Origin of the sequence: Pseudomonas sp. B392_1p (assembly GCF_052245235.1) — a bacterium.
Classification (GTDB): domain Bacteria; phylum Pseudomonadota; class Gammaproteobacteria; order Pseudomonadales; family Pseudomonadaceae; genus Serpens; species Serpens gallinarum.
This window is the reverse complement of the sequence record NZ_JBQPXM010000006.1, coordinates 82,932-105,211: the sequence shown is the minus strand read 5'-3', so window position 1 is coordinate 105,211 and position 22,280 is coordinate 82,932. Positions and strand designations below refer to the sequence as shown.

The following is a 22,280-nucleotide window of genomic DNA, read 5'->3' as shown; positions in this document are numbered from 1 at the left end:
TGGAGGCTGTAGCTTGACGTGCCGTAGACGAAAACGTATGTTTCAAACAAGTGTTTGTCAGGTGTAAGTGAGCCATGGCCCAATCTGAAACGGTCGAGCGTATTCTCGATGCGGCAGAACAATTGTTCGCGGAGAAAGGTTTCGCTGAAACATCACTGCGTCTGATTACCAGCAAGGCTGGCGTTAACCTTGCTGCCGTAAATTACCATTTCGGCTCAAAGAAAGCGCTTATTCAAGCCGTCTTTTCGCGTTTCCTCGGCCCTTTTAGTGCCAGCCTGGAGCGCGAGCTGGATCGCCGCCAAGCGAAGCCCGAGCACAAGGCGACCCTCGAAGAGCTGCTGGAAATGCTGCTCGATCAGGCCCTCTCGGTGAAGCCGCGCAGCGGCAACGATCTGTCGATTTTCATGCGCCTGCTTGGCCTGGCCTTCAGTCAGAGCCAGGGGCACCTGCGTAAATACCTCGAAGAGGTCTATGGCAAGGTATTTCGCCGCTACATGCTGCTGGTCAATGAGGCGGCGCCGAAAATTCCGCCGGTGGAGCTTTTCTGGCGCATCCACTTCATGCTCGGCGCGACAGCGTTCAGCATGTCGGGTATCAAGGCCCTGCGCGCCATGGTCGAGAATGACTATGGGGTGCATACCTCGATTGAACAGGTCATGCGGATGATGGTGCCATTCCTTGCGGCAGGCATGCGTGCGGAGACCGGAATCACCGACCCCGCCTTGCTGACGGCGCATCTGCGCCCTCGCCTAAAAACCGGTTCATTAGCGGTCAAGGTCTGAACTCCAGCGATGGGCGTGGCAGGCCTGATCGGCTAAGCTAGCCGCCCATGCGCGCCCTCGACTTCCTACATATTTCACTGGCTGACCAGACCCTTTACGGCTTTGCCGAAGGGGCGCTGTGTTTGCGCCTGCGCGTATCGACTGCGGTCAATGGCCCAGGCGAGCGTTACGGCTCGGGTTGCACACCCCGTGGCCTGCATCAGGTGCGAGCGAAAATCGGCGCAGATCTACCGTTGGGGGCCGTGTTGCGCGGCAGGCGCTGGACGGGTGAAGTCTGGACGCCAGCGTTGCACGCGGCGTCTCCCGGTCGGGATTGGATTCTCTCACGGATCCTCTGGCTCAGCGGCCGTGAGCCGGGCCGCAACCGGTTGGGTGAGGTCGATACCTTTCGCCGCTATATCTATCTGCACGGCACGCCGGACTGCGAACCCATGGGCGTGCCGTTATCCCATGGCTGCGTGCGCCTGCGTAATACCGATTTGCTGGAACTGTTCGGCCGGGTGCCGCTGCATTGTCCGGTGCGTATTGATGAAGCGCCTTGTCCTGACTGGGCGACGGCTGCACTGACTGAATAAAAAAGGATCGCCCATGAGTGTTGCCCTGCAGGGTTCCCTGATGCTGGATATCGCCGGCACCTGGCTGACAACCGAGGACCGGCAATTGCTGCGTCAACCCCAAGTCGGCGGGCTGATCCTGTTTGCCCGCAATATCGAGTCTCCGCGTCAGGTGCGTGAGCTGAGTGCCTCGATTCGCGCCGTGCGTCCTGATCTGTTGTTGGCTGTGGATCAGGAAGGCGGGCGTGTTCAGCGTCTGCGCCGCGATTTCGTGCGGTTGCCGGCGATGGGCGATATTGCCGGGTGCGCCGAAGCAGAATTACTCGCCGAGCAGTGCGGTTGGCTGATGGCTACGGAAGTGCTGGCGGTCGGCCTGGATCTGAGCTTTGCACCGGTGCTGGATCTGGATTGCGGGCGCAGTGGGGTCATCGGCAGCCGTTCTTTCAATGCTGATCCCAAGCGAGCCACCCAGCTGGCAGGCGCCTTTATCCGTGGCATGAACGCTGCCGGCATGGCTGCCACCGGCAAGCATTTTCCGGGACATGGCTGGGCGGAAGCGGACTCACATGTGGCCATCCCAGTTGACGAGCGCAGTCTTGAGCAGATCCGTGCTCAGGATCTGCAGCCGTTCACGAGGCTGGCAGGGCAACTGGCAGCGATCATGCCGGCGCATGTCATTTACCCGCAGGTTGATGAGCGCCCGGCAGGCTTCTCCCGTCGCTGGTTGCAGGACATCCTGCGCGGCGAGCTGGGGTTCAACGGCGTGATTTTCAGCGACGATCTGTCTATGGCCGGTGCCCATGTGGCGGGCGACGCTGCGGCGCGAATCGAGGCAGCCTTGTTGGCCGGCTGCGATATGGGATTGGTGTGCAACGATCGCGCCGCCGCCGAGCTGGCATTGAGCGCGCTGCAGCGACTCAAGGTGCAGGCCCCGACGAATCTGGCACCCATGCGCGGGCGGGGATTTGCCACCACCGAGTATCGCCAGCATCCGCGCTGGCTGGCCGCCGTGACGGCTCTGCGGGCTGCTGATTTGATTTCCTGACGTTCAACCCACTGCATGTTTTGTGCAGCCGCGAGATCATCCCGGGCAACCCGCCGGAACTCCGCATTACTGCAGTGGTGTGACCCGGATGAGCAGCCCCAGGCTGGTGTTGTCGATAAAGGTTAGCTCGCCAGGTTTCAGGCGACGTTTTTGCTGGAGATGCTCGCTTTCCAGGGGATGACCGTCTTCCAGGCGGTTGACCCAGAGGTCAGCCTGCATGTCGATCAAGCGGTCAAACTTGAGGCGCAAGGTGCCTTGTACCGGGAAATGGCCGAACTGCTCGGCACCTTCGCTTAAAGCGACTTTCACGGGCGTTTCACTCAGTGTCTGCTGCCAGGCCTGGTGCAGTAGCACCTGATAGCCGTTGGCGGGGGTCAGTTTGCTGGCTTCGTCATTGAGGTGTTTCGCGCTGAAGCTGTCGCTGGCCTTGGTCGGAGCGCCATTGGCCCAGTCATCCGGCGCCGTCTGTCCGGCAATAATCGGCTCGCCTTGGCGGAACAGGATCGTCTCGATCTGGAAGCGGGCGGTTTCGGCGCCGGCCAGCGGCGAGAGTAGGGCCAGCAGCAGGGCGAAGTGGCGAAGCAGGCGCATGGTGCGAGTCCTTCAAGCAGGTTGGGGGGCGAGGCGCTCCAGCAGCGCCTCCAAGGTGTTGAAGCGGTCTTCCGGGCGTTCCATTGGCACTTGGAATTTGAACAGCGTAGCGCCTTCAAACTTGTAGCGTTTCGGTTGGCTTTGGATCAGCTTGATTAGCGTCAGTGGATCGACGCACGTCGTGGCCGCGAATTCGATGCGTCCGCCCTGTGGCCCCACGTCAATCTTGACGATACCCAACTGCTCGGCTTGCAGTTTGAGCAGCGTCAGGCGTACCAGGTGCTTGGTGGGTTCGGGGAGCAGGCCGAAGCGATCAATCATTTCCACCTGCAGTTCCTTCAGGGCGTCCTCATCCTCGGCCGAGGCGATGCGCTTGTAGAGGATAAGCCGCGCATGGACGTCGGGCAGGTAGTCCTCGGGAATCAGCGCCGGCACGCGAAGGTTGATTTCCGCGCCGCTGGCCAGGGGTTGATCCAGGTTTGGTTGCTCGCCTTTCTGAATCGCCTTGACCGCACGCTCGAGCATTTCCATGTACAGCGTGAAGCCGACAGCCTGGATCTGCCCGCTCTGGCCTTCGCCGAGCAGTTCGCCGGCGCCGCGTATTTCCAGGTCATGAGTGGCCAGCACGAAGCCGGCGCCCAGGTCCTGGGCATTGGCAATGGCTTCCAGGCGCTTCTGCGCATCATCGGTCATGGACTTGCGTGTCGGCGTCAGCAGGTAGGCGTAGGCCTGGTGGTGACTGCGTCCGACGCGACCGCGCAGCTGGTGCAGCTGGGCCAGGCCGAATTTGTCGGCGCGCTCAATCAGAATGGTGTTGGCGCTGGGCACGTCGATGCCGGTTTCGATGATGGTCGAGGCCACCAGCACGTTGAAGCGCTTGTGGTAGAAGTCGCTCATCACCTGTTCGAGTTCGCGTTCGCGCAACTGCCCGTGACCAATGCCGATGCGTGCCTCGGGCACTAGTTCGGCCAGCTCGGCGGCACATTTCTCGATGGTTTTCACATCATTGTGCAGGTAGTAGACCTGGCCGCCGCGCAGCAATTCACGCAGCAGGGCTTCCTTGATTACCGCCGAGTGGCGTTCCATGACGAAGGTGCGCACCGACAGCCGGCGTGCCGGCGGGGTGGCGATGATCGACAGGTCGCGCATACCGGCTACGGCCATGTTCAGGGTGCGCGGAATGGGCGTAGCGGTCAGCGTCAACACGTCCACCTCGCTGCGCAGCGCCTTGAGCTTTTCCTTCTGGCGCACGCCGAAGCGGTGTTCCTCGTCGATGATGACCAGGCCGAGGTTGTTGAATTTGACATCATCCTGCAGCAGCTTGTGAGTGCCGATGACGATGTCCAGTTTGCCGTCGGCCAGCTGTTGCGTAGCGCTTTCCACTTCCTTGGTCGACTTGAAGCGACTCATCACCTCGACCGTCACCGGCCAGTCGGCAAAACGGTCGCGGAAGCTGTTGTAATGCTGCTCGGCCAGCAAGGTGGTGGGCACCAGTACCGCCACTTGCTTGCCGCTGTGCACGGCAATGAACGCGGCGCGCATGGCCACTTCGGTCTTGCCAAAGCCGACGTCGCCGCAAATCAGGCGGTCCATCGGTTGGGCGGAAAGCATGTCGGCGCGCACGGCGTCGATGGCGGTTTGCTGGTCGACGGTTTCCTCGAACGGGAAGGCTGCGCTGAAGGTTTCGTAATCCGCTTGTGGGTCCTTGAACGCAAAGCCTTTGCGCGCGGCGCGGCGGGCATAGATATCCAGCAGTTCGGCGGCGACATCGCGCACCTGTTCGGCGGCCTTGCGTTTGGCCTTTTGCCAGGTTTCCGAGCCGAGACGGTGCAGGGGGGCCAAGGCGTCGTCGCTGCCGGTGTAGCGCGCAATCAGGTGCAGGCTGGACACAGGCACGTAGAGCTTGGCGTCATCGGCGTACTGCAGAGTCAGGAATTCATTGGGCTGGCCGTCGAAATCCAGCGTCATCAAGCCCAGATAGCGACCCACACCATGGTCGAGATGCACCACCGGCGCGCCTTCGCGCAGCTCAGTGAGGTGCTTGATGACGTTCTCGCCGCTGTCACGGGTTTTTTCCCGGCGCCGGCGTTGCATCACGCGCTGGCCGAACAGCGGGCTTTCTGGAATCAGAGCCAGCTCGTCGAGCAGCAGGCCTTCATCGAGCGGGGCGATACAGATGGCCAGCCGAGCGGTGCCGTTGACGAATTCGCTCCAGCCGCCGATTTCCTGAGGTTTTAGCTTGAGGCGGGCAAGCAGCTCCAGCAGTACTTCACGCCGCCCGGCAGATTCGGCGCCGAACAGAATGCGGCCCGGATATTCCTCGATGAAGCGGCGCAGCGCCGCCAACGGCTCGGCGGCCTTGCTTTGCAGTGCCAGGTCCGGCAGCGGCAGCGCGGCGAAGCGTTCACGGCCGACGCCGGGCTTTACATCGTCCTGGCTGACGGTGACCCGTGGCCAGACCTTTAGTCGGGCGAAACAGTCCTCCACCGGCAGGAACAGTTCCGCCGGGGCAAGGATCGGGCGTTCGGGATCGACGCGGCGGTCTTCGTAGCGGTTGCGCACGTCATGCCAGAACTGCTCGGCCGCCTGTTCGACGCCAGGCAGGGAAAACACCTGGGTGTCTTGGGGCAGGTAATCGAACAGCGTGGCGGTTTCGTCGAAAAACAGCGGCAGGTAATACTCAATGCCGGCCGGGGTGATACCGGTAGTCAGATCCTGATAGATCGGGCAGCGGCGAAAATCCACGTCGAAGCGCTCGCGGAAACGGCCGCGGAAATCGCCGATGGTCTTCTTGTCCAGCGGGAACTCGCGGGCCGGCAGCAGGCGAATCGAATCGACCTTGTCCACCGAACGTTGGGTTTCCGGGTCGAAGGTGCGCAGGGTTTCGATCTCGTCATCGAACAAGTCGATGCGGTAGGGCACTTCGCTGCCCATGGGGAACAGGTCCAGTAAGGCGCCGCGCACGGCGAACTCGCCGTGTTCATAAACCGTTTCCACGCGCCGATATCCGGCTGCCTCCAGGCGCACGCGCATTTCGTCGACAATGAGTTTCTGGCCGACATCCAGCACCAGGCTGCGACCGAGCAGAAAATGCGTCGGCGCCAGGCGGTGCAGGGCGGTGTTGATCGGCACCACCAGCACGCCATGATCGATGTCCGGCAGGCGATACAGGCTGGCGATGCGCTGGGAGATGATGTCCTGGTGGGGCGAGAACACATCGTAGGGCAGGGTTTCCCAGTCGGGAAAATGCAGAACCGGCAGGGTTGGCGCGAAGAACGCCAGTTCTTCCTTGAGGCGTTCGGCGCTCTGGCTGTCGGCGGTCACCAGCAGGGTGAAGCGTTTGGCCTGGCTGGCCGCCTCGGCGATGGCCAGTGACAGCGCGGCGCCAGGCAGGTTGCCCCAGTGTTGTTTGCCCGCCGTGGTGGGCAGGGTCGGAAGACGCAATACAGGCACGGGCGGCTCGTGGTGATGACGAAAAGGTGCTGATTGTAACGGGGTGGGCAGAGGCTCGCCAGAAGTGAGGCAGATGCGCGGCGACTGTCTTATGCTTGCCGCATGTGCGCTGCGCGCCGATAATGTAGCCCCTTTTTTCAGCCCCTACATGTGGAAGGTACTGCCCGTGACCCAGAAGCCCGACCAGTGTCTTGGTGAGTGGATCGATCGTGAAGCCCTCGCGGAAGCGATGATTCCGCTGATTGGCCAGCTCTACCGCAACAACAATGTGGTGACTTCGATCTACGGCCGTGGCCTGATCAATCGCTCGGTAATCTCGATTCTCAAGGCTCATCGCTTCGCCCGTCACCGCATGGCCGGTGACGAAGAGCTGTCGGTGCATGACAGCTACACGATCCTCAAGACCATGAGCGAGCTGAGCCTGGGTGCGGCCTCGGTCGACCTGGGCAAGATGGTTTCCAAGTTCAAGACCGACGGCAACGGGCGTGCCCTCGAGCAGTTCGTGCGTGACGAGCTGGAAAGCGTAGCCGGTAAGCAGAGTGTTAATCACGGACAGGGCACGGATGTGGTCCTGTACGGTTTTGGGCGTATCGGTCGTCTGCTGGCGCGGATCCTGATCGAAAAGACGGGCGCGGGCGACGGCTTGCGTCTGCGCGCCATCGTCGTGCGCAAGGGTGCTGATAACGACCTGGTCAAGCGTGCCAGCCTGCTGCGTCGCGATTCGGTGCATGGTCCGTTCGACGGCACCATCACCATCGATGAAGAAAACAGCACCCTGACGGCCAACGGCAACCTGATCCAGATGATCTACTCCAACGATCCGGCATCGGTGGATTACACCCAGTACGGTATCAAAGACGCGCTGCTGGTGGACAATACCGGTAGGTGGCGTGATGCCGAAGGCCTGGCCCAGCACCTGAAGTGCCCGGGCATTGATCGTGTTGTGCTGACGGCGCCCGGCAAGGGCGCGCTGAAGAATATCGTGCATGGCATCAACCATGGCGAGATCACTGCAGACGACAAGATCGTATCCGCGGCGTCCTGCACCACCAACGCCATCGTGCCGGTGCTCAAGGCGGTTAATGATCAGTACGGCATCATCAATGGTCACGTGGAAACCGTTCACTCCTACACCAACGACCAGAACCTGATCGACAACTTCCACAAGGGCAGTCGTCGTGGTCGCAGTGCTGCGCTGAACATGGTCATCACCGAGACCGGTGCTGCGACGGCTGCTGCCAAGGCGCTGCCGGTGCTCAAAGGCAAGCTGACCGGCAACGCCATCCGCGTGCCGACGCCGAACGTGTCCATGGCCATCCTTAACCTGAACCTGGAAAAGGCCACCTCGCGCGAAGAGATCAACGAATACCTGCGCCAGATGGCCATGCACTCGGACCTGCAAAAGCAGATCGACTTCGTGCAGTCCCAGGAAGTGGTGTCCACCGACTTCGTTGGCTCGCGCCATGCGGGTGTGGTCGATGCGGAAGCCACCATCTGTAACGACAACCGCGTTGTGCTGTACGTGTGGTACGACAACGAGTTCGGTTATAGCTGCCAGGTGGTGCGCGTGATGGAAGATATGGCTGGCGTCAATCCGCCGGCGTTTCCACGCTAAGCCATTCGGCTAAGAAAAAAACGGGAGCTTCGGCTCCCGTTTTTCATTGTGGTGTTTGAAAAAAATTGTTGCAAATAGGGGTGGCAGTTAATGGTCATTCAAGGCGCCGACTTGTTTTTGGTCAAAAAAAACAGCGAGTCTTCGGTGGCCACTCAAGGGCCCTAACTCTATAATCGGGCGGATTTTTTACATGGAACCGCGTCACAATGTCGCGTGCAACAAAGGGTCGCTGCATGCAATGCGACCATGGGCTAGTTCGTCGGTTCCGGAACAGCATTCGAATAAGTGATTAGGCAGTCCTATGATCAAAATAAACCATGGGCTTGATTTGCCCATAACGGGTGCACCAACGCAACGTATAGAAGCGGGACGGCTGGTGCGCAGCGTTGCTGTCATAGGGCCCGATTACCCCGGCATGAAGCCGAGCATGGACGTTCAAGTTGGGGATCGGGTCAAACTGGGACAAGTATTGTTCGCCGACAAGAAAACGCCAGGCGTTTTGTTCACCGCGCCGGGTGCTGGGGTGGTCAGTGCCATCCATCGCGGCGAAAAGCGTGTTCTGCAATCGGTGGTCATTGACCTTGAAGGCGATGACGAAATCACGTTTACCCAGTATCCGGCTGCTGAACTGGAAACGTTGAGTGATCAGCAGGTGCGCGAAAACCTGCAGCAGTCCGGCCTGTGGACCGCACTGCGTACGCGTCCGTACAGCAAGGTACCCGCCATTGATGCGGCGCCCAGTTCGATTTTCGTGACCGCCTTGGATACCCATCCGCTGTCGGCCGATCCGCAGGTAGTCATCGCCGAACAGGCGAATGACTTCGAGGCGGGGCTGAAGGTGCTGGCGCGTCTTGCCAAAGTGTTCCTGTGCAAGGCCGAAGGCGTGCAATTGCCCGGCGAAGGCCAGGCCAATGTGCACAGCGAAAGCTTTGCCGGCCCGCATCCGGCCGGTCTGGCCGGTACCCATATCCATTTTCTCGATCCGGTGAGTGCCAGCAAGAGCGTCTGGTCCATCGGGTATCAGGATGTGATTGCCATCGGCAAGCTGTTCACCACAGGACGCCTGTGGGTCGAGCGTATCGTCGCCCTGGGCGGTCCGGTGGTCGAACAGCCGCGTCTGCTACGCACCCGCTTGGGCGCCAATCTCGACGAGCTGAGCGCGGGTGAGCTGCAGCCGGGTAATAACCGCGTGATCTCCGGCTCGGTGTTCGGTGGACGCACCGCCCATGGTGCCTACGCCTTTTTGGGCCGTTATCACGTGCAAGTGTCCTGCTTGCATGAAGGCAAGGAGCGCGAGCTGATGCATTACCTGCGCGCGGGAGTAGAAAAACACTCGGTGTTGAACATTTTCATCTCCAAGCTGATGGGCGCCAAGCAGTTCGCTTTCTCAACCTCCACCAATGGCAGTCCGCGCGCCATGGTGCCGGTTGGAAATTATGAAGAAGTCATGCCGCTGGATATCCTGGCCACTCAGCTGTTGCGCTCGCTGATCGTCGGCGACACCGAAATGGCCCAGAAGCTCGGTTGTCTGGAACTCGATGAAGAAGATCTCGCCTTGTGCAGCTACGTCTGTGCCGGCAAGTATGAATACGGTCCGATCCTGCGGGACAACCTGACCCGCATTGAGATGGAGGGCTGATCATGGGTATTCGCGCATTTCTCGACAAGATCGAGCATAACTTTGAAAAAGGCGGCAAGTACGAGAAGTGGTACGCCCTCTACGAGGCGGTGGACACTTTTCTCTATCGCCCCGGCAGCGTAACCAAGACCACGGCACACGTGCGTGATGGCATCGACCTCAAGCGCATGATGATCACCGTGTGGCTGTGTACCTTCCCGGCGATGTTCTTCGGCATGTGGAATACGGGCTACCAGGCCAACCTGATTTTCGCCCAGAGCCCCGAGCTGCTGGCTGCGCAGGATGGCTGGCGTTTTGGCCTGATCGGTGCCTTGGCTGGATTCGACCCGAACAGCCTGTGGGACAACTTCATCCAGGGCGCCGCCTACTTCCTGCCGATTTACGCGGTGACCTTCATCGTCGGCGGCTTCTGGGAAGTTCTGTTTGCGTCCATCCGTCGTCATGAGGTCAACGAAGGTTTCTTCGTCACCTCGGTGCTCTTCGCCCTGATCCTGCCGGCGAGCATTCCGCTGTGGCAAGTGGCGCTGGGTATCAGCTTCGGTGTGGTACTGGGCAAGGAAGTGTTCGGTGGTACTGGCAAGAACTTCCTGAACCCGGCGCTGACTGGCCGCGCATTTCTGTTCTTCGCCTATCCGGCGCAGATTTCCGGTGATGCGGTCTGGACCGCAGTGGACGGTTTCGCCGGGGCCACAGCGCTGAGCGTCACGGCAGCAGGTGGTATCGAAGGTCTGGTCGCCAGCGGACTGAACTGGATGGATGCCTTCATTGGCACCATGCATGGCTCCATCGGTGAGACCAGCACCCTGGCCATCTTCATCGGCGGCGCGGTATTGCTGCTAACCAAGATCGCCTCCTGGCGCATCGTCGCTGGGGTGATGCTCGGCATGATCGCCCTGAGCAGCCTGTTCAATGTCATCGGTTCCGATACCAACCCGATGTTCTCGACGCCCTGGTATTGGCACATGGTCACCGGCGGCTTTGCCTTCGGCATGATCTTCATGGCCACTGATCCGGTATCGGCCTCGATGACCAACACCGGCAAATGGGTATTCGGTGCTCTGATCGGCGTGATGGTCGTGTTGATCCGTGTGGTCAATCCCGCCTTCCCGGAAGGCATGATGCTGGCGATTCTGTTCGCCAACCTGTGCGCACCGCTGATCGACCATTTTGTGGTGCAGTCCAATATCAAGCGGAGGCTGGCGCGTAATGTCTAGTCAAAAAGAATCGACCTCGCGCACATTGCTTGTGGCGCTACTGGTTTGCCTGGTTTGTTCGGTGTTCGTTGCGGGTGCCGCCGTGGCATTGCGTCCGACGCAGATTGAGAACCGTCAGCTCGATAAGCAGCGCAGCATCTTGGCCATTGCCGGTCTGGGTGAGGCCGGAATGAGCGGCAGCCAGATCAAGGCGCTGTATGCCGAGCGTATCGTGGCGAAAGTCGTCGATCTGCAGACCGGCACTTTCAGCGATGCCCATGATCCGGCCACGTTCGATGCCCTGGTCGCATCCAAGGATCCGGCATTGTCGGACGCGCTGTCGGGCAAAGAGGACATCGCTTCGATCAAGCGTCGCGAGCACTTCACCACCGTCTATATGGTGGAAACCAACGGTGAGCTGGAAACCCTGGTGCTTCCGGTGCGGGGCTACGGCCTGTGGTCGACCCTGCATGGCTTCATGGCGCTCAAGGGCGACTTGAACACAGTGCAAGGTTTTGGCTTCTATCAGCATGCTGAGACGCCGGGTCTGGGCGGCGAAGTCGACAACCCGAAATGGCGCGGGTTGTGGACGGGCAAGCAGCTGTTCGACGCGGATGGCAGTGTTGATATTCAGATCATCAAAGGCAACGTGGACCAGCAGAACCCCGAGGCAGTTCATCAGGTCGATGGCCTGGCCGGGGCGACCCTGACCAGTAACGGCGTGAATAACCTGTTGCATTTCTGGCTCGGCGAAAAGGGCTTTGGTCCGTTCCTCGCCAAGCTGCGCGCTGGGGAGGCGTGAACATGTCGCAACCCACTATCAAAGAAGTCGTTTTCAATCCGATCTTCAACAACAACCCCATTGGGCTGCAGATCCTTGGTATTTGCTCGGCCCTGGCGGTTACCTCGAACCTGAAAACCGCCCTGGTCATGTCGATTGCGCTGACTCTGGTTACCGCGTTTTCGAGCATGTTCATCTCGATGATCCGTAGCCAGATCCCCAGCTCGATCCGCATGATCGTGCAGATGGTGATCATTGCCTCGTTGGTGATCGTGGTGGATCAGGTACTCAAAGCCTATGCCTATGCGCTGAGCAAGCAGCTCTCGGTGTTCGTCGGCCTGATCATCACCAACTGCATCGTGATGGGGCGCGCCGAAGCCTTTGCCATGCAGAATCCGCCCGTGCTGTCGTTTTTTGACGGCATCGGTAACGGTCTGGGTTACAGCATCATGTTGATTGCACTGGGCATCATTCGTGAGCTGTTCGGCTCCGGTACCCTGATGGGCTACGTCATCATCCCGGTGGTCAACGACGGTGGCTGGTATCTGCCCAACGGCATGCTGCTGCTGCCGCCTTCGGCGTTCTTCCTGATCGGTTTGTTCATCTGGGGGCTGCGTAGCTGGAAGCGAGACCAAGTGGAAAAGCCAGACTTCAAGATGGCGCCGCAAGTCTCTAACAAGGAGGCTTACTAATGGAACATTACATCAGCCTGTTCGTGAAGGCCGTATTCGTCGAGAACATGGCCCTGGCGTTCTTCTTGGGCATGTGCACCTTCATCGCCATTTCCAAGAAGGTGGAAACTGCCATCGGGCTGGGCATTGCGGTGGTTGTTGTACAAGCCATCACGGTTCCTGCCAATAACCTGATCTACGCCTACCTGCTCAAGGATGGCGCGCTGGCCTGGGCTGGCCTGCCCGAGGTAGACCTGAGCTTCCTCGGTCTGCTCAGCTACATCGGTGTGATCGCCGCCATCGTGCAGATCATGGAGATGCTGCTCGATAAGTACGTTCCCAGTCTGTACAACGCCCTGGGCGTGTTTCTGCCGCTGATCACGGTTAACTGCGCGATCATGGGCGGCACGCTGTTCATGGTTGAACGTGATTACAACTTCAGCGAAAGCGTGGTGTATGGCTTTGGTTCGGGGATTTCCTGGGCATTGGCCATTGCATTGCTGGCAGGTATCCGCGAGAAACTGAAATACAGTGACGTACCCGGGGGGCTGCAGGGATTGGGTATCACCTTCATCACCATCGGTTTGATGTCGCTGGGTTTCATGTCTTTCTCTGGCGTACAGCTGTAAGGACGGGATAAACATGACTTACGAAATTTTCCTGGCCATCGGCATGTTTACCGCCATCGTGTTGGCCTTGGTGGTAATGATTCTGATCGCACGCGCCAAGCTGGTTTCCAGTGGCGATGTGACGATCGAGATCAACGGCGAGAAGACCATTACGGTCGCTGCGGGCGGCAAGCTGCTGCAAACCCTGGCGGCTAATAATATTTTCCTCTCCTCGGCCTGTGGCGGCGGCGGTACATGCGCGCAGTGCAAATGCATCGTTACAAGTGGCGGTGGGGAGATGCTGCCCACCGAGGAGTCGCACTTCACTCGTCGTGAGGCCGGAGAAGGCTGGCGTCTTTCCTGCCAGGCCCCGGTCAAGCAGAACATGAGGATCGAAGTACCGGAAGAAATCTTCGGTGTGAAAAAGTGGGAATGCACGGTGGAGTCCAACCCCAACGTCGCCACCTTCATCAAAGAGCTGACCCTGCGCCTGCCGGAAGGCGAAGACGTGAACTTCCGCGCCGGCGGTTACGTGCAGCTGGAATGTCCGCCGCATGTGGTCAATTACAAGGATTTCGATATTCAGGAGGAATATCGCGGCGACTGGGACAAGTTCGACATGTGGCGCTACGTGTCCAAGGTTGATGAACCGGTCATCCGGGCCTATTCCATGGCGAACTACCCGGAAGAAAAGGGCATCGTTAAGTTCAATATCCGTATTGCTACGCCGCCCCCCAAGGACGACACCATTCCGCCGGGCGTGATGTCTTCCTACGTCTTCAACCTCAAGCCGGGTGACAAGGTCACCGTGTATGGCCCCTTTGGCGACTTCTTCGCCAAAGAGACAGACGCGGAAATGGTCTTCATCGGCGGCGGGGCCGGTATGGCGCCGATGCGCTCGCATATCATGGATCAGCTGCTGCGCCTGAAATCCACGCGCAAGATCAGCTTCTGGTACGGCGCGCGCTCGTTGCGCGAGGCGTTCTATGTCGACGAGTACGACCAGCTACAGGCCAAGAACGATAACTTCGAATGGCATCTGGCGCTGTCCGACCCGCAAGCGGAAGACAACTGGGACGGCCCGACCGGCTTCATCCACAACGTGCTGTACGAGAACTACCTCAAGAGCCACCCGGCTCCCGAGGATTGCGAGTTCTACATGTGCGGCCCGCCGATGATGAACGCCTCGGTCATCAAGATGCTCACCGACCTGGGCGTCGAACCGGAGAATATCCTGCTCGATGACTTTGGCGGCTAGCATGCGCTTGAGCTTCCTTCGGCCCGTCATGGTTGTCACTTCGGTGGCAGCCCTGGCGGGCTGCTGGTTTTCTGATGAGACACTGGAAACCTTCATGGGCCCGACCATGGGCAGCACCTATACGATCAAGTATGTGCGTGCTGCCGGTGCGCCGGACGTAGTGAAGGCCCAAGCAGAAGTCGAGGCGATTCTGGCCGAGGTCGATCTGCAGATGTCCACCTACCGCAGCGATTCGCTGATTGAAGGCTTCAACCAGGCCGCGGCGGGCTGCCAGCCCATGCCCGAGCCGGTGCTGGAGCTGGTGCGCTACGGCGAACAACTGGCCCGGCGCAGCGAGGGTGCCTTCGACCTGACGATCGAGCCTCTTCTCAATCTTTGGGGATTCGGACCGCAATCACGCGGCCAGCGGATTCCCAGTGCTGACGGATTGACCGCCGTGCGTGCCGAGTATGGCTACCAACGTCTACAGGTTCGTGACGGTCAACTGTGCAAGGATCGTGATGGCATCCAAGTCGATTTCAACAGTATTGCCGCTGGGTATACGGTCGATCGTATCGCCGCGCGTCTGCAGCAGCTGGGGGTGAGCAGCTACCTGGTGGAAGTCACCGGCGAGCTCAAGGCCGAAGGGCGCAAGCCTGACGGTTCGCCCTGGCGGATCGCCATCGAGGCGCCGCAAAGCGAAGGGCGCGTGGCACAGCAGATTATCCAACTGGATGGTCTGGGCGTGTCCACCTCCGGCGATTACCGCAACTATTTCGAGCAGGATGGCCAGCGTTACTCGCACACCCTTGATCCTCGACGTGCCGCGCCGATAAACCATAAGCTCGCGGCTGTCACGGTATTGGATAACTCAGCCATGCAGGCCGATGGCTTGTCTACTGTGTTGATGGTCCTCGGCCCCGAGCAAGGCCTGGCGTTCGCCGAGGCCGAAAAAATCGCGGCGCTGTTTGTCGTACGTGACGAGAATGGCTTCGTCAGCCACAGCACAGCCGCATTCGACGCGTTGTTCCCAACGCAAGGAGAACAGCCATGACCTGGCTCGTGACATTCGCCGTTTTGCTGCTGGTCGTGCTGGGGATGGCCATTGGCGTGATCGCCGGCCGTAAACCCCTCGCCGGATCTTGCGGCGGGATCGCCAACCTGGGGATCGAGAAGGAATGCTCGATCTGCGGCGGCGACCGGCAGAAATGCGAAGAAGTGAATTCCGACACTAGCGTCGACGGTCAGAACCTGGCCTACGACGCGAGCACCAAACGCTGACAGATCAATCTGCCGGCGTGCGCAGCGCCGGCCTTGCCCCCGGCGCGGCCGGGATCGATCCAAGCGGGCCGCCGCGTAGGCACCCGCTTTTGCCGCAGGCGCACGTGATGCCTGTGGCTCGTTCTAAAGGAGTAAACATGGCGGTCTATAACTACGACGTAGTGGTGCTGGGTTCCGGCCCGGCGGGCGAAGGTGCGGCAATCAACGCCGTCAAGGCGGGACGCAAGGTCGCTGTGGTTGATGATCGCCCGCAAGTGGGCGGCAATTGCACTCATTTGGGGACCATTCCCTCCAAGGCGCTGCGTCATTCGGTGCGCCAGATCATGCAGTACAACAACAACCCGCTGTTTCGCCAGATTGGCGATCCGCGCTGGTTCTCATTCCCCGACGTGCTGAAAAGCGCCGAGCGGGTAATCAGCAAGCAGGTCAGCTCGCGCACCGGCTACTACGCCCGCAACCGCATCGACACATACTTCGGCACCGCCAGCTTTGCTGACGAGCGCAGCGTCGAAGTGGTGATGCTCAATGGCGCGGTGGAAAAACTGGTGGCCAAGGACATCGTCATTGCCACGGGTTCGCGCCCTTACCGTCCGGCGGATGTCGACTTCAACCACCCGCGCATCTACGACAGCGACACCATCCTCAGCCTGACCCACACGCCGCGTCGCATCATCATCTATGGCGCTGGGGTGATTGGCACCGAGTACGCCTCGATTTTCAGCGGCCTGGGCGTGCTGGTCGACCTGATCGACAACCGCGACCAGTTGCTCAACTTCCTCGACGATGAAATCTCCGATGCGCTGAGTTATCACCTGCGCACCAATAACGTGATCATTCGTCACAACGAAGAGTACGAGCGCGTCGAAGGCGTGGACAACGGGGTGATCCTGCACCTGAAATCCGGCAAGAAGATCAAGGCCGACGCCTTCTTGTGGAGCAACGGGCGTACCGGCAACACCGACAAACTGGCCCTGGAGAACGTCGGCTTGAAGGCCAATGGCCGTGGTCAGGTACAGGTGGATGAGTATTACCGCACCGCCGTGCCGAACATCTATGCCGCGGGCGATGTGATCGGCTGGCCCAGCCTGGCCAGTGCCGCCTTTGACCAGGGGCGTTCGGCTGCCGGCAGCATCTCTGATAACGACACCTGGCGCTTCGTCGATGACGTGCCGACCGGTATCTACAGTATTCCGGAAATCAGCTCGATTGGTAAAACCGAGCGTGAGCTGACCCAGGCCAAGGTGCCATACGAAGTGGGCAAGGCGTTCTTCAAGGGCATGGCCCGTGCGCAGATTTCCTACGAACCGGTGGGTATGCTGAAGATCCTCTTCCACCGCGAAACCCTGGCAGTGCTCGGTGTGCATTGCTTCGGCTATCAGGCGTCGGAAATCGTCCACATCGGTCAGGCGATCATGAACCAGAAGGGCGAGGCGAATACCATCAAGTATTTCATCAACACCACCTTCAACTATCCGACCATGGCCGAAGCCTACCGCGTCGCCACCTTCGACGGCCTCAACCGGCTTTTTTGAGCGGGTCCGCCCGGTGGCCTGAACCGGGCGGGGAGGACCCATTCAGCAACTCCCGAGCCTGGCGCTGGCCAAATCGGGAAAGTCTGTAATCAGGTAGTTTCTAGGGTAAGTCACAACCAAAACGCCGGGCCTGCATGATCATGCGGCCCGGCGTTTTGGTTTGCGGAGGGTGCTGACGCCCTACGAAGGTCTCCCTGCGTCCGCTTGTCGATGCTGGCACTTCGCCGTAAGCTGCCGAAAAGGCTCACCTGGAGTGGGGCTGATAATAGGGAATCTTCACAGGCTGGAGAGGGCGGTAGCGTGCCCGTACTCAGCCCAGCGGGCTTTGCACACCGGCGAAGCCCTGGCCGAGCACGTGGGTATAGATCTGTGTAGTGCGCACGTCGGCATGGCCAAGCAACGTCTGCACCGTACGAATATCGCTGCCACGGCGCAGCAACTCGGTCGCAAAGGTATGGCGGAACGTATGGCAGCTGGCTGGCTTGCGTACTGAGGATTTGCGCACCGCAAACCTAACCGCCTTTAGTACAGCGGAGATGTGAATATGGTGCCGCACGGCGGTGCCCTCGCTGTTTTGGGATAGCGTCGTGGAAGGAAAGAACCATTGCCATTCGAAGGCGACCGGTGCGCCTGGATATTTGCGCGCCAAGGCAAAAGGCAAGCTGACACCGGCCTTGTAAAAGGACTCGCCGTCCTGCCAAGCCTTCAGCATGCGTTGTTTACGATCCTGCAGAGGCTCAATCAGGGAGGCGGGCAGAAGTGTTGTGCGATCCTTGGCGCCCTTGCCGTCACGAACGGTGAGGATCTGCCGGTCAAAATCCACGTCTTTGATGCGCAGGCGCGTTGCTTCAACAACCCGAAGCCCGGCGCCGTACATCAACGAGGCCAGCAAACGATGTGGCTTACCCAGCAACCCGATGATCTCCATGGCCTCTGCGTGGGTCAGCACTACGGGAATGCGTGGGGGACGCTTGACCCGCACCACCTCGCCTATTTCCCCCAGGGGCTGCTGCAGCACTTTCGCATATAGAAACACCAGCGAATTCAGCGCCAGGTTTTGAGTTGCCGCAGCAACCCTACGGTGGGTCGCCAGCCAGCTAAGGAAAGCATTCACCTGCGCAGCCCCCATCTCCCGAGGGTGGCGCATCCGGTGAAAGCGAATGTAGAAGCGAATCCAGTACCAGTACGCCTGCTCGGTACGGATGCTGTAGTGGTGCAGACGCATCACCGCCTGGAACTGCTCTTGAAGACGCGGTTGGGGAGCTGCCCTGTCCATGATGGCTCCAAAGAAGTAATGGCTGTATTTTTGTACAGTGGTTTAGCTGAGGGTTAGACCGCGGTCAAGCGAATACGGGATGCAGAGGAGGGGTTGGCGGATCTGATTGATTTTCAAGGAGATTTCTTAGGGCCATGGATGGCTGAAGGCGGAGTTATGTAGACCTCCATCGTTATTCGTTACGATGGAGGTCCATCTAATCACTGTTACATGTACATGGAGGAAACGTGCGAAGGAAGTTGATAGGCGAATACGGGTTGTTCGAGTCCAGTGTGGCTGTGCTCTTTTTTGGTTTTTTCTGCTATCTAAATTACCTGTTCTTCAGAGGGGTTTACGATGGTGGAGCAGTAACAGAAGAGATCTACTTCATGATCGTCTTCATGGATCTCATTGGCTTGGTTCTGGTGTCTCTACCGTACCTAACGAAAAAGGCGGAAGGGGTTTCCAATGAGACGTTCAAAATATTTTTAGATCTGCCTGATAAGGACTCAAAATTTACTTTTTCGGCAATTTCAGGATTCCTAAGTGATCAGGCGTTGGCATCTTTTCTGGCAACACTTCTGATTTTTACTGGTAAACAGGTGTTTGAAAGTTTTGGCGGCGTGTTGGCGGCTTTCTACATCGCCGCGTTGTTTATCGCTGCCATCGTGCTGGGCTGTGTATCTTTAATACGATTTATCACCCATTTTACTAAGTGTCATGGCGCTTTCTACGCTCTGGCTGCAATCTTGTCTACTGGGATCATGTTTGCGTTCTTTAATGCGGGCTTAAAGATGGCATCCTGAAAGCATGTAACAAGGCAATCAAATTCGTTCCGGCCTACGGCCTCCACCGGACGCCCTTGTCAGGGCGCCGTTTATTGCTGGCGTTATGTGTCACACAAAATGGAGGGTGTGTGTTTAATTTTTTACTAGGAGCAATCGTTGGATTATTTTTATCCATGGTGATTTTTTCAACACTGACGATATTTGAAGTGAAAATTGACATGTCAGTTGTCACCAATATATTTATTGCCGCCGCAACATTGACCGCCACCTGGATTCATTTTGATTCGCAAAAGAAGCAAAGAATTGATCGAATATGGGAAATGAACAAAGGTGTCCTTCTTGATCTTACGCACTCGCTATCTGAAGCTATCGAAGCCACAGAAACCGAAATCCATAATCGTCACTGCCACCCAGAGGAACAAGTCACATTAAAAAATCATGACTGGAGCAAACTAAAAGAGAAAACAAACTATGTGCTTAATGTTTACGGTCCCCTGATAGGTGCTGAGCTACTAGCCTCACTAAATCATCATAAACAAATTAGCAGCAACATCCATCACCAAGTTTTCTACGAAGATCTAGAAACTGTAACAGCCTATGAAATCATATTAGAAGAACACAGAAAGCTATACGAGCAACTCCTTTTTTTCATATCAAAAATAAGCGGCGTAAGTGCCACATAACAACTGGTTCAACTCGCTCGCTTCGCTCACTGGGACGGGCTAAAGCCCGCCCCTTAACCAAACGTTATACGCCATGAAGATATCCGAGTACGACCTGAAAGAAATACTTCCTAGAGTTCAAGGGCCGCTAAAAGAGCTTTTGGATGTAGAGCTTTCATGTGGTAATTCAGTTGCTGAAATATCAAGCGGCTGGCCTATGAGGGAAGCCAATGTTTGGCTGTCTAAGCGCTTTCATAGGAGCTATCAAGAGCAATATCCGAACCTGAAATATTCATACCTAGGCGACCCGAAGAATTGGATCGAAGAATATATAGATTCCGAGCTTGGTCTTATGGTCGCAGTTTCAGCGTTAGCTGCCGTATAACCATGCGCTCAACATCGTTCGCTCCGCTCACTGGACTCGCAAAAGCTGCGCTTTTGCTCGCCTGTTAGCTAATCGTTAGAAGCACAGGACTTATCGCGTGATCCCACCATCTACACACAGCGAACTTGATATCTCTCCAAAAGAGTTCGAGCTATTCGTAAAAAATTGGAGTTACGAAAGAAGGTGGTGGCTTAACCTCGCTGGAGGTTACTCACGATGCCAAGCTGGAAGCTCACGACTCCACATATCAAATAGATGTGTTAGCTAATTCCAAGCGTTTGGCGGGGCAGAGTTTATTGTTCTCATCGAGTGCAAGAAGTACTCATCGCCAATAGAGAGAGAAACGGTCCAAGTTCTTCATGACAAAGTCAGATCTCTTGGGGCGCACAAGGGAATGCTGTTCACAACCACGGGGTTCCAGTCTGGGGCTATAAAATATGCTAAAGCTCATGGCATAGCCTTAATACGCGTCACAAGCGGCAGCGCATCCTACCAAACTCGCTCAGCAATCCCCGTGGAACCGCCAACTTGGTTAAACCTCCCAAAATTCATGGCGTGGCATATTCATGAGAACGACACTGGCAATATAAACATGAGCGCACTGAAGCTTACGGTTGAGGAGCTTCAGAGAATAGGTGCAATGTGCTCCTAACTAGTAATTCAAGTTGTTCGCTTCGCTCACTCGGGACCGGCTAAATCCGGCCCCTTAACCAAACGTTAAGCACTAAAGATGAAGATGATTGAAGATCAGAAAATTTTAGAAGAAGAGTTCAAAGGCGACTCTGATAGGGCTGCTGCTATAGTTAGTGCATCCTATCTTGATGAAATTCTTAGAGAGATACTTCTTGAGTACTTGGTTGAAGGCACGAACAAGGATGACAAAGAACTTTTCTCGGGAAATGGTCCTTTAAGTACTTTTAGTTCCAGAATTAACTTGTCGTACAGATTCGGAATAATCTCTGAAAACGAACGGAAAATGCTGCATGGTATCCGGGGGATTAGAAACGAGTTTGCTCATAAGCTTGCTGGTGCGTCATTTACCGATGAAAGTATAAGGCAAAGATCTTTGAATCTTTCGGTTCCTCGCGAAATGCTGATGCCTAATGACATTCCGATTCCTAGGTCACATGACGAAAAAGTGCCATTACCTACCATTAAAAAGGCGGATGAGAGTGATCCCCGTGCGATATACCAAGAAGCAGTTACTCATGTCGCGCTTTTACTTCGCGGTAGGCAAGCCTACTGCACACAAAACAAGCTCAAGGGGGTGGAGAACTATAGTAAGGCAACTGACCCGGGGCGAGAAATTCAAAAGATTCATGAGGCATTGTTAGAAAGATATGAGTCATTACTTGATAAGGCCAAAAAGCTTGGAGCAGCTGTAGGCCCAGAGGATGTTGAGGCGCAGCGCCAGCAAGATATACTGTGTAGAGCTAATAAATATTGCCTCGATCAAGCAGATAGAGCACATTCTGAAAAAAGATATGCTTAACAGGGCGCTGCTAGGGACTTACCTGCGCTTCGCTCCGGTAAGCCCCAGAGCGCGGCGTTAGTGGTAACGGCTGACTCATGGATGCGAATATGGATACAGCAGTGAATATTGTTATTTTCATACTGGGAAGTATTTTTTCACTCGCTCTGATTCCCCTTGCCGAAAAGCGCAGAGCAGACTTCCGGGCATCACGACGTCTAGAAGAGATATATATTGAGCTAAGCGATGTGCAGGAAGAGATAACCAGACACATAGAAGCGTTTTTCAGTTTTCTCCATGAAATTCGGGCCCGGTCGAATGGAGAACTCTCCGCAGAACTGCCAATTCCAATACCACAAAATATAGACACCACACTTCTTTTCGATAGTTACAAAGAGTCTGCCATTAAGTTAACCCCGCAGCAGAGGCAGGTGATCAAACGTATTCCAAACAACATTGACTCTATCATGAGCGAAGCCCGGAATGCAGTAGAAGCGGCGAAGAAGTATGAATACTGCGTCCAGTCAATAAAAAACACAGTTAAACTTTCTTGCCATCTAGTGCACCTCATCAATGGAATTTGCAATCAACAGGGTCGCTTTCAAGTGCGTAGTGATATCAACTCAAATTCAGCAGTTATGGCAGTACTGAAGAGCATCGGGTTCAGTAATGAACAAATAGCGCTATCTAGGATAGAAGAGTCCAACTTTAATTAGATGCCATGTAATTTACCACTA

22 protein-coding genes are annotated in these 22,280 nt (G+C 57.1%); 19 read left to right on the top strand and 3 right to left on the bottom strand.

What is annotated here, in order from left to right:
* Nucleotides 1–74 precede the first annotated feature (74 nt).
* The 3 genes from ACTV8E_RS10635 to nagZ are packed head-to-tail and all read left to right on the top strand — an operon-like array spanning nt 75 to nt 2,381.
* Nucleotides 75–782: a TetR/AcrR family transcriptional regulator gene (locus ACTV8E_RS10635; protein ID WP_251835306.1), complete on the top strand. Its 708-nt coding sequence runs from the start codon at nt 75–77 to the stop codon at nt 780–782.
* A gap of 47 nt (nt 783–829) precedes the next feature.
* Complete coding sequence (locus ACTV8E_RS10630) at nt 830–1,357, top strand: L,D-transpeptidase (RefSeq protein ID WP_251835307.1); 528 nt, start codon at nt 830–832, stop codon at nt 1,355–1,357.
* A gap of 25 nt (nt 1,358–1,382) precedes the next feature.
* Nucleotides 1,383–2,381, top strand: coding sequence for a beta-N-acetylhexosaminidase (gene nagZ, locus ACTV8E_RS10625; protein ID WP_443199579.1), 999 nt, complete (start codon nt 1,383–1,385; stop codon nt 2,379–2,381).
* A gap of 66 nt (nt 2,382–2,447) precedes the next feature.
* On the opposite strand, the gene ACTV8E_RS10620 is transcribed toward nagZ, so the two are convergent.
* Nucleotides 2,448–2,972 (bottom strand): CsiV family protein, encoded by a 525-nt coding sequence (locus tag ACTV8E_RS10620; RefSeq protein ID WP_251835308.1) that lies wholly within the window; start codon nt 2,970–2,972, stop codon nt 2,448–2,450.
* Nucleotides 2,973–2,984: 12 nt separating this feature from the next.
* Nucleotides 2,985–6,425 carry a transcription-repair coupling factor gene (gene mfd, locus ACTV8E_RS10615; protein ID WP_443199485.1) on the bottom strand — a complete coding sequence of 1,147 codons (3,441 nt, stop codon included), beginning with the start codon at nt 6,423–6,425 and terminating at the stop codon, nt 2,985–2,987.
* Nucleotides 6,426–6,573: 148 nt separating this feature from the next.
* On the opposite strand from mfd, the gene ACTV8E_RS10610 reads away from it, so the two are divergent.
* The 10 genes from ACTV8E_RS10610 to sthA all read left to right on the top strand — a co-directional run bounded on the left by ACTV8E_RS10610 (nt 6,574) and on the right by sthA (nt 16,982).
* Complete coding sequence (locus tag ACTV8E_RS10610; RefSeq protein ID WP_251835375.1) at nt 6,574–8,040, top strand: glyceraldehyde-3-phosphate dehydrogenase; 1,467 nt, start codon at nt 6,574–6,576, stop codon at nt 8,038–8,040.
* A gap of 301 nt (nt 8,041–8,341) precedes the next feature.
* Nucleotides 8,342–9,679: a Na(+)-translocating NADH-quinone reductase subunit A gene (locus tag ACTV8E_RS10605; protein WP_443199484.1), complete on the top strand. Its 1,338-nt coding sequence runs from the start codon at nt 8,342–8,344 to the stop codon at nt 9,677–9,679.
* Nucleotides 9,680–9,681: 2 nt separating this feature from the next.
* On the top strand, nt 9,682–10,893 hold the full coding sequence (locus ACTV8E_RS10600; RefSeq protein ID WP_251835311.1) for an NADH:ubiquinone reductase (Na(+)-transporting) subunit B: 1,212 nt from the start codon (nt 9,682–9,684) through the stop codon (nt 10,891–10,893).
* Nucleotides 10,886–11,674, top strand: a complete 789-nt coding sequence (locus ACTV8E_RS10595; protein ID WP_251835312.1) for a Na(+)-translocating NADH-quinone reductase subunit C — start codon at nt 10,886–10,888, stop codon at nt 11,672–11,674. Before ACTV8E_RS10600 ends, ACTV8E_RS10595 begins: the two co-directional genes overlap by 8 nt.
* Nucleotides 11,671–12,345 carry an NADH:ubiquinone reductase (Na(+)-transporting) subunit D gene (locus ACTV8E_RS10590; RefSeq protein ID WP_251835313.1) on the top strand — a complete coding sequence of 225 codons (675 nt, stop codon included), beginning with the start codon at nt 11,671–11,673 and terminating at the stop codon, nt 12,343–12,345. The genes ACTV8E_RS10595 and ACTV8E_RS10590 overlap by 4 nt, the downstream gene beginning before the upstream one ends.
* A complete protein-coding gene (nqrE, locus tag ACTV8E_RS10585) occupies nt 12,345–12,953 on the top strand; it encodes an NADH:ubiquinone reductase (Na(+)-transporting) subunit E (protein WP_251835314.1) in 609 nt (202 codons plus the stop codon). The genes ACTV8E_RS10590 and nqrE overlap by 1 nt, the downstream gene beginning before the upstream one ends.
* A gap of 13 nt (nt 12,954–12,966) precedes the next feature.
* Complete coding sequence (gene nqrF / locus ACTV8E_RS10580) at nt 12,967–14,190, top strand: NADH:ubiquinone reductase (Na(+)-transporting) subunit F (protein WP_251835315.1); 1,224 nt, start codon at nt 12,967–12,969, stop codon at nt 14,188–14,190.
* Nucleotide 14,191: 1 nt separating this feature from the next.
* Nucleotides 14,192–15,223: an FAD:protein FMN transferase gene (locus ACTV8E_RS10575; protein ID WP_251835316.1), complete on the top strand. Its 1,032-nt coding sequence runs from the start codon at nt 14,192–14,194 to the stop codon at nt 15,221–15,223.
* Nucleotides 15,220–15,450, top strand: coding sequence for a (Na+)-NQR maturation NqrM (nqrM, locus tag ACTV8E_RS10570; RefSeq protein WP_251835317.1), 231 nt, complete (start codon nt 15,220–15,222; stop codon nt 15,448–15,450). The genes ACTV8E_RS10575 and nqrM overlap by 4 nt, the downstream gene beginning before the upstream one ends.
* 137 nt (nt 15,451–15,587) lie before the next feature.
* Complete coding sequence (gene sthA, locus ACTV8E_RS10565; RefSeq protein ID WP_251835318.1) at nt 15,588–16,982, top strand: Si-specific NAD(P)(+) transhydrogenase; 1,395 nt, start codon at nt 15,588–15,590, stop codon at nt 16,980–16,982.
* 310 nt (nt 16,983–17,292) lie between these two features.
* On the opposite strand, the gene ACTV8E_RS10560 is transcribed toward sthA, so the two are convergent.
* Nucleotides 17,293–18,258, bottom strand: coding sequence for an integron integrase (locus ACTV8E_RS10560; RefSeq protein WP_443199483.1), 966 nt, complete (start codon nt 18,256–18,258; stop codon nt 17,293–17,295).
* Nucleotides 18,259–18,530: 272 nt separating this feature from the next.
* On the opposite strand from ACTV8E_RS10560, the gene ACTV8E_RS10555 reads away from it, so the two are divergent.
* The 6 genes from ACTV8E_RS10555 to ACTV8E_RS10530 all read left to right on the top strand — a co-directional run bounded on the left by ACTV8E_RS10555 (nt 18,531) and on the right by ACTV8E_RS10530 (nt 22,259).
* A complete protein-coding gene (locus ACTV8E_RS10555) occupies nt 18,531–19,043 on the top strand; it encodes a hypothetical protein (protein ID WP_443199482.1) in 513 nt (170 codons plus the stop codon).
* A 110-nt stretch (nt 19,044–19,153) separates the two neighbouring features.
* A complete protein-coding gene (locus tag ACTV8E_RS10550; RefSeq protein WP_443199481.1) occupies nt 19,154–19,708 on the top strand; it encodes a hypothetical protein in 555 nt (184 codons plus the stop codon).
* 73 nt (nt 19,709–19,781) lie between these two features.
* A complete protein-coding gene (locus ACTV8E_RS10545; RefSeq protein WP_443199480.1) occupies nt 19,782–20,072 on the top strand; it encodes a hypothetical protein in 291 nt (96 codons plus the stop codon).
* A 295-nt stretch (nt 20,073–20,367) separates the two neighbouring features.
* Complete coding sequence (locus ACTV8E_RS10540) at nt 20,368–20,724, top strand: restriction endonuclease (RefSeq protein ID WP_443199578.1); 357 nt, start codon at nt 20,368–20,370, stop codon at nt 20,722–20,724.
* 78 nt (nt 20,725–20,802) lie between these two features.
* Nucleotides 20,803–21,564: a hypothetical protein gene (locus ACTV8E_RS10535; protein WP_443199479.1), complete on the top strand. Its 762-nt coding sequence runs from the start codon at nt 20,803–20,805 to the stop codon at nt 21,562–21,564.
* Nucleotides 21,565–21,653: 89 nt separating this feature from the next.
* Entirely contained in the window at nt 21,654–22,259 is a 606-nt protein-coding gene (locus ACTV8E_RS10530) for a hypothetical protein (RefSeq protein ID WP_443199478.1), read from the top strand.
* Nucleotides 22,260–22,280: the final 21 nt, after the last annotated feature.